Here is a 6,784-nt window from a genome sequence, read left to right as displayed (position 1 = left end):
TACTTTTTTATTATACAGACCGGTTTATGACCTCATATACAACAATAAAATTAGTGTGGTTACACTAAATAAAAAGTAATTCATCGTTTTTTTTATTTTTTGCAAGAAAATAGTAGGAAAAGGGGAATACGTAAGCGACGTTCATATTCTTCTTTTCCCTGAAAACAGTTTCGATTTGGTGTGGCTTCTTTTAAGTTTGTAATTGTAAATCCGGCTTGTTGTAACAATGTGAAATACTCTTCCGTTGTACGATGATATTTAATAACCTCTTGGTCAATCCATGGCTCAACTCGTTTGCCTGTTTTAAAATAATCATCGACGAGCCAGCTAGTTCTTTTACCACTCGTTTGTAAGCTTTCAAATGAAGAGGTGATAAGGGGATGTTGAACACTAAAGGTAAAAACTCCGTTTGGCTTTAAAGTTTGGTATACATTTTGAAAAATAGTATCAAGATGTTCAATATAATGTAAAGCGAGTCTAGATGTTACTAAATCAAAAGTAGAAGGAGGGTATGTGTAGTCTTTGAGGTTTAAAAAATGAACAGTGACATTTTCATTTTCTAGTTGTTTTACTGCTTTTTCATACATAAGATGGGAGCCTTCAATGCCAGTGTAAGAGTGGCAGCCATTTTCTAATAATTCCACACCAAACTTAGCGTCACCACAACCTAAATCGAGAATTTGCTTTCCTTGCACATTACCAATGAGCTGAAAGAATGTTGGTTTCTCAATCGATTCATTCGGGCTATTTTCTCGATATCTTCGTTTCATATATTGTTCAAAAAATCCTTCGTTATTATATACATCAGATTCTGTAAATGCCATGTTTGAAGCCCCCTAAATATTTTTTTAATTCTATCAAATATGAAAAGTAAAAGATAGATTTCTTGTAAGGAATCATTTATAATTTAAATTTGTAAGCGGTTACTTTAAACTATTTTTCTATAATAAATTCTGAAAACGTGTTAAGCTAGTAGAGGGATTATTAGAACTATTAAGACAATAATTCGCTTACATGAACGATGGGAGGCTTCACGATGTCTAGTAAAACACTTGCAAACTTTTTAGAAGAAAATTTAGAGGATTTAAAATCAAAGGGGCTTTATAACGTAATTGATCCGCTTGAAAGTCCAAATGGACCGATTATTACAATTGGCGGAAAAGAATATATTAACTTATCTTCAAACAACTATCTTGGATTAGCAACTGATAATCGCTTACAAGAAGCAGCAATTGGTGCAATTCATAAGTACGGCGTTGGAGCAGGAGCCGTTCGTACAATTAACGGTACTTTAGATTTGCATATTAAATTAGAAGAAACAATTGCAAAGTTTAAACATACAGAAGCAGCAATTGCTTATCAATCAGGGTTTAACTGTAATATGGCAGCGATTTCAGCTGTTATGGATAAAAATGATGCGATTCTTTCAGATGAATTAAACCATGCATCTATTATTGATGGTAGTCGTCTATCAAGAGCGAAAATCATCGTTTATAAGCATTCTGATATGGAAGATTTACGCAAAAAAGCAATCGAGGCAAAAGAATCAGGTCTTTATAATAAATTAATGGTTATTACAGACGGTGTTTTCTCAATGGATGGAGATATTGCAAAATTACCAGAGATTGTTGAAATTGCAGAAGAGCTGGATTTAATGACATATGTAGATGATGCACACGGTTCAGGTGTACTTGGCAAAGGTGCAGGTACTGTAAAACATTTCGGCCTTTCTGATAAAGTTGATTTCCAAATTGGTACATTATCAAAAGCAATTGGGGTAATTGGTGGATATGTAGCTGGGAAACAAAACTTAATCGATTGGTTAAAAGTGCGTTCACGTCCATTCTTATTCTCAACAGCTTTAACACCAGCTGATGCAGCTGCTTGTATGAGATCAATTGAAATTTTAATGGAAAGCACAGAGTTACACGATCGTTTATGGGAAAATGGTCGCTATTTAAAACAAGGGTTAAAAGAACTTGGCTTTAACATTGGAGAAAGTGAAACACCAATTACACCTTGCATTATTGGTGATGAAGTATTAACACAAGAATTTAGTAAACGTCTAAATGAAGAAGGCGTATACGCAAAATCTATCGTATTCCCAACCGTAGCAAAAGGAATGGGACGCGTTCGAAATATGCCTACAGCAGCTCATACGAAAGAAATGTTAGATGAAGCAATTCGTAAGTATGAAAAAGTAGGGAAAGAAATGGGTATCATTTAAGTAACGACATCTTGTGAATAGCTTGCAAATGAGGAGTGGGAAAAATGAAAAAAATTCTAGTAACCGGTTCTTTAGGGCAAATTGGTTCTGAACTAGTAATGAAACTTCGTGATGTATACGGTGCATCAAACGTTATTGCAACAGATATTCGTGAAACAGATAGTGAAGTAGTAAAGTCTGGTCCATTTGAAACGTTAGATGTAACGGATGGACAAAAATTACATGATATTGCAAAGCGTAATGAAGTTGATACAATTATTCATTTAGCGGCTTTACTTTCAGCAACTGCAGAAAAAAATCCGTTATTTGCTTGGAATTTAAATATGGGTGGACTTGTAAATGCATTAGAAGCAGCACGTGAATTAAACTGTAAGTTTTTCACGCCAAGTTCTATCGGTGCATTTGGTCCATCAACGCCAAAAGATAATACACCACAAGATACAATCCAGCGTCCTACTACGATGTATGGGGTAAACAAAGTAGCAGGGGAATTACTGTGTGATTATTATCATCAAAAGTTTGGCGTTGATACGCGCGGTGTACGTTTCCCAGGCTTAATTTCTTATGTAGCTCCTCCTGGAGGCGGAACAACTGACTATGCAGTTGAAATTTATTATGAGGCGATTAAAAAGGGCACATACACCTCATACATTGCAGAAGGAACATACATGGATATGATGTATATGCCAGATGCTTTACAAGCGATCATTTCATTAATGGAAGCTGATCCAACTAAATTAGTGCATAGAAATGCGTTCAACATTACAGCAATGAGCTTCGAGCCAGAGCAAATCGCAGCGTCAATTCGTAAACACATCCCGACGTTTACAATGGATTACGCAGTAGACTCAGCTCGTCAAACAATCGCTGATAGCTGGCCAAACTCTATTGATGCGACAGCAGCAATGAAAGAATGGGGCTTTAAAGCAGAATATGATTTAGACAAAATGACAACTGACATGTTGGCTAAGTTAAAAAAAAAGCTCGCATCTGAGTTAGTAATGAATTAATAGGAAGAGCCGATTCTTAGGAATTGGCTCTTAATTATTTTAGGAAGGAAGAAAAGCAACATGCAAAGAGTTGATGTTGTATATGCACTAATATACGATAGCGAAAAAGATAAAATATTAATGGTACATAATGTAGAACAAAACGTTTGGTCACTGCCGGGCGGGGCTGTTGAAAAAGGTGAAATATTAGAGGAAGCACTGGTAAGAGAAGTGAAAGAAGAGACAGGTTTAATTGCCGCACTTAGTGGGCTTGTTGCATTAAATGAGAAGTTTTTTGAAGAGAAAGGACATCATGCATTATTTTTTACATTCCGAGCAAATGTAGTAACAAGTGAACTTGGTGCAGAAGATGAAGGAGAAATTTCCGCAATCGGGTGGGTAGATAGAAAAATCGCAAATGAGCGATTCCCATTCTATGACGGAGGATTCGAATCATTACTAGAAGTAGCCATTCCATACAAGTTCCAACCAGAAACAAAGTGAGTGAACGAAAAAACAGGAGCCACAAGGCTCCTGTTTTCTATTCAATCGTCTTCAGTAATAGCTTTTTCAATAATGGTTTAATCTTCAGGCGTAAATCTTCAGCGTGATTAGCCACTAAGAAGTGATGGTTATAAATATTTTTCATTAATTGATACGTCGCTTCTTTCGCTTCGCCTTCTTCGATGAAGATACCGATTACTTCCATACCACTTTTACGAGCAAGTTTGACAGCTTCGTGCGTATCTAAAATTCCGTCTTGTTGATAGTCTAGCGCAGAAGGCTCACCGTCTGTAAAGACAAGTAAGAATTTATGCTTTTCTGGTCTTTTCGCAAGTTTTTCAGAAACGATACGAATAATATATCCGTCACGGTTATCTTCTTCTTCGCGAAGTTGCATAATTTCTGGACCGACGTTTGGTAATGTTGAGTTCTTGTACGTCACAACTTCATGGATAACGTTCGGCTTATCTTCAGGCTTAGCACTAGAAGCATCTTCCCAAAATCCACTAATAGCGTGTGGAATTTTTAATGATTTTAATGCTTCATGGAATAGTACAACACTCTTTTTCGTTTCTTCCATTTTGTTATACATAGAACCAGAACAGTCCACTAATAGTTGGAATGCAACGTCGAGCTCTTGAGATTCTTGTCCTTTTTTATAAAACATACGCGGTTGTTTTTCCGTATAAATACGAAGGAATTTCTTACGAAGTCTTCCGTAGTATTTATCACTATTTGCATTCGTTTTGTTTTCAATCGTTTTTTCGATAATTTTCTTTAATTCTTTTACATCTTTATTAACGACTGATTTGATAGCTTGGTAATCTTTTTTCTCATCATGATTTGCTTTACGAGCTTCTTTAAATGTATGAGAGGCACCAGCGTTATACTTACCGTATGCACCGTCGTTTTGACTAGAAGCATGAGACGCTCTTGCTTCTTCTGTATCAGCGCCATCAAAGTTGGATTGTGTACTTTTTTGGGAAGTACCTTGTACAGAACCAAGAGCTTGATCACCATCTTCTGATTCGCGAGCAGTGTCACCCATCATATTTGTTTTTGTGCCGCTTTCTAATTCGAAGCGTAAAAAGTTCTCATTTTCATTATTTTTATTTTCACGGTGCCACGTGGAGAAGCTTTCATCCATTTTGTTTTTATTATCGTCATCATCTACGAGCTGCGTATCATCATTTGCTAAATCTTCGACGCGGCAGTTCTTTTCATCTGCAATGACAGATAAATAAAGCGGGGCATGTCCGAAATAGTTGTTAATCATATCAGTCTCAAGAAGACTTTCTAGGCGATAACGAATTTTTTCAACAACGTACATAATATCTTCCGTATTACGAGCTTGGAATGTTTCATGCAAAATTGATTCAATTTGCTCGAAATATTCATTGTTGAACATTTCGTATTTATCGCTCGTTAATGAAAGATAGCATAGACAAAATAGACGATCGCCATGATAGTTACGAACACGATTTATTTCATTTTGTGAGCTGAAATAATTGCGGTACATTTCTTTTCGGCGTTTAAAAATATGCTTTGTGCCAGGTCGTAAATTTTTGACGATTTCCTCGACACGTAAATCTTCTAATAGAACAAATAATTGTGTTAAAAACTTTTTTAGGGGCGATTCTTGTAATTCAATCGCATAAGAACGAATTAAAGTCATGTCCGAGTAATGTTTATTACCAAGTGCTTTTAAAAACACTTCGCTTTTTAATCCGATTACTGTATCCTCTTCTTTTCGATCATCCCAAAAGTGACTAATGACAACCTTTTTTTCAATTTCGTCGTAGTATGCTTTATAGCCATACTCAAGATAGGCATCGTCTTCTTTTAGAAGGGCATACATTAAGTTTTCCATTTGTAGAAACAGCGACGCATCAATTTTTTTGTCACTAAAAATTTGTCTCATGAATTATCCCTCAAAGAAATAACTTTCTGCTAATTCACGGACAGTCATTTGTTCTGTTTCATCATTTAATTTTGCGATAATACTGCGTTCAATTGCACGCATAATAGGAATATACACACCTAAATCACATGCGTCGATAATCCCACGAATACTCGCTGCTTCTTCACTTACACGTCCATCACGAGCTAAAGGCATAAGATCGCTTGCAAATGCAACGAACTTTTCAATTGTTGCAACATCATTTAATTTTGATTCAGATAGTAATAGTTCTTTTAATGTATCACCTTGAATGTAAGGAACTTCAATAATAACGAAACGGTTTTTTAGCGCTTCGTTTAGTTCACTTGTCCCAACGTAACCTTCGTTAATTGCGGCAATTACGCGATATTCGTCATCACCGTATACAACTTCTTGTGTAAATGGGTTTGTAATCATTTTACGGTAATCTAATGCACCATGAAGAAGTGGTAACGTTTCAGGTTTTGCCATATTGATTTCATCAATATATAAGAAATGGCCGTTCTTCATAGCCTTCATAAGAGGGCCGTTAACGAATGTAACTTCAGATGCACCATCTTTTGTTTGTAAAGTGTTATATCCTAAAATACCTTCTACATCTAAGTCGACAGAACAGTTAATGCTATGCATTGGTTTTTGGAATAAAGAAGATAGAGTTTCCGCAAGGACTGTTTTACCACTACCAGTCGGTCCTTTTAATAGAATGTTTTTACCAAGAAGAAGAGCTGTAATGGCATCTTCGATGATGCTGTTATCAGATGCTTTATATATTTTCTTTCCAATTAAATGTGCATTTTCGCCAGCTTCTTGTTTATTTTTTTCGTGAATTGTAGAAAGCTGATGCTTTAAATCAGCATGTATATGAAATTGTTCTAACATGTATTTCCCACCTAACATTATTTTCATAAAGTAATACATCTTATGATAACTTGTTTTAAAGGAGTGTGCAAAGATAGAACGATGTATTTTAATGATTTATAATTAAAAAATTTCGACAGTAGAAATACAGTGAATTTGATTTGTAATTTTAAATTATATTACTCTTTATATTGTAATTATCATATAAATAGTAATATAATTTGAAGTGAAAAAAACAAATGGAAGGTGATACATAATATGGAACAT

6 protein-coding genes are annotated in these 6,784 nt (G+C 35.3%); 3 read left to right on the top strand and 3 right to left on the bottom strand.

Features of this window, described 5'->3' with window-relative positions:
- Window positions 1-92: 92 nt before the first annotated feature.
- The gene (locus KI356_RS21165) at window positions 93-824 is read right to left on the bottom strand and encodes a class I SAM-dependent methyltransferase (protein ID WP_212936364.1); all 732 of its coding nucleotides are present in this window, start codon (window positions 822-824) and stop codon (window positions 93-95) included.
- 212 nt (window positions 825-1,036) lie between these two features.
- On the opposite strand from KI356_RS21165, the gene KI356_RS21160 reads away from it, so the two are divergent.
- Genes KI356_RS21160 through KI356_RS21150 form a run of 3 tightly spaced genes read left to right on the top strand, consistent with a single transcriptional unit; the run spans window position 1,037 to window position 3,720 of the window.
- Window positions 1,037-2,227: a glycine C-acetyltransferase gene (locus KI356_RS21160; RefSeq protein ID WP_000095918.1), complete on the top strand. Its 1,191-nt coding sequence runs from the start codon at window positions 1,037-1,039 to the stop codon at window positions 2,225-2,227.
- Between the two features lie 44 nt (window positions 2,228-2,271).
- The gene (locus KI356_RS21155) at window positions 2,272-3,237 is read left to right on the top strand and encodes an L-threonine 3-dehydrogenase (RefSeq protein WP_212936363.1); all 966 of its coding nucleotides are present in this window, start codon (window positions 2,272-2,274) and stop codon (window positions 3,235-3,237) included.
- 60 nt (window positions 3,238-3,297) lie between these two features.
- Window positions 3,298-3,720 (top strand): NUDIX hydrolase, encoded by a 423-nt coding sequence (locus KI356_RS21150; protein ID WP_212936362.1) that lies wholly within the window; start codon window positions 3,298-3,300, stop codon window positions 3,718-3,720.
- Between the two features lie 37 nt (window positions 3,721-3,757).
- On the opposite strand, the gene KI356_RS21145 is transcribed toward KI356_RS21150, so the two are convergent.
- Window positions 3,758-5,641: a vWA domain-containing protein gene (locus KI356_RS21145; RefSeq protein WP_212936361.1), complete on the bottom strand. Its 1,884-nt coding sequence runs from the start codon at window positions 5,639-5,641 to the stop codon at window positions 3,758-3,760.
- A 3-nt stretch (window positions 5,642-5,644) separates the two neighbouring features.
- Window positions 5,645-6,538, bottom strand: a complete 894-nt coding sequence (locus tag KI356_RS21140) for an ATP-binding protein (protein ID WP_088057511.1) — start codon at window positions 6,536-6,538, stop codon at window positions 5,645-5,647.
- Window positions 6,539-6,784 lie beyond the last annotated feature (246 nt).

Origin of the sequence: Bacillus hominis (assembly GCF_018332515.1) — a bacterium.
GTDB classification, from domain to species: Bacteria; Bacillota; Bacilli; order Bacillales; family Bacillaceae_G; genus Bacillus_A; species Bacillus_A hominis.
Note: the sequence above shows the minus strand (reverse complement) of the source record. Positions and strands in the feature narration are given on the sequence as shown.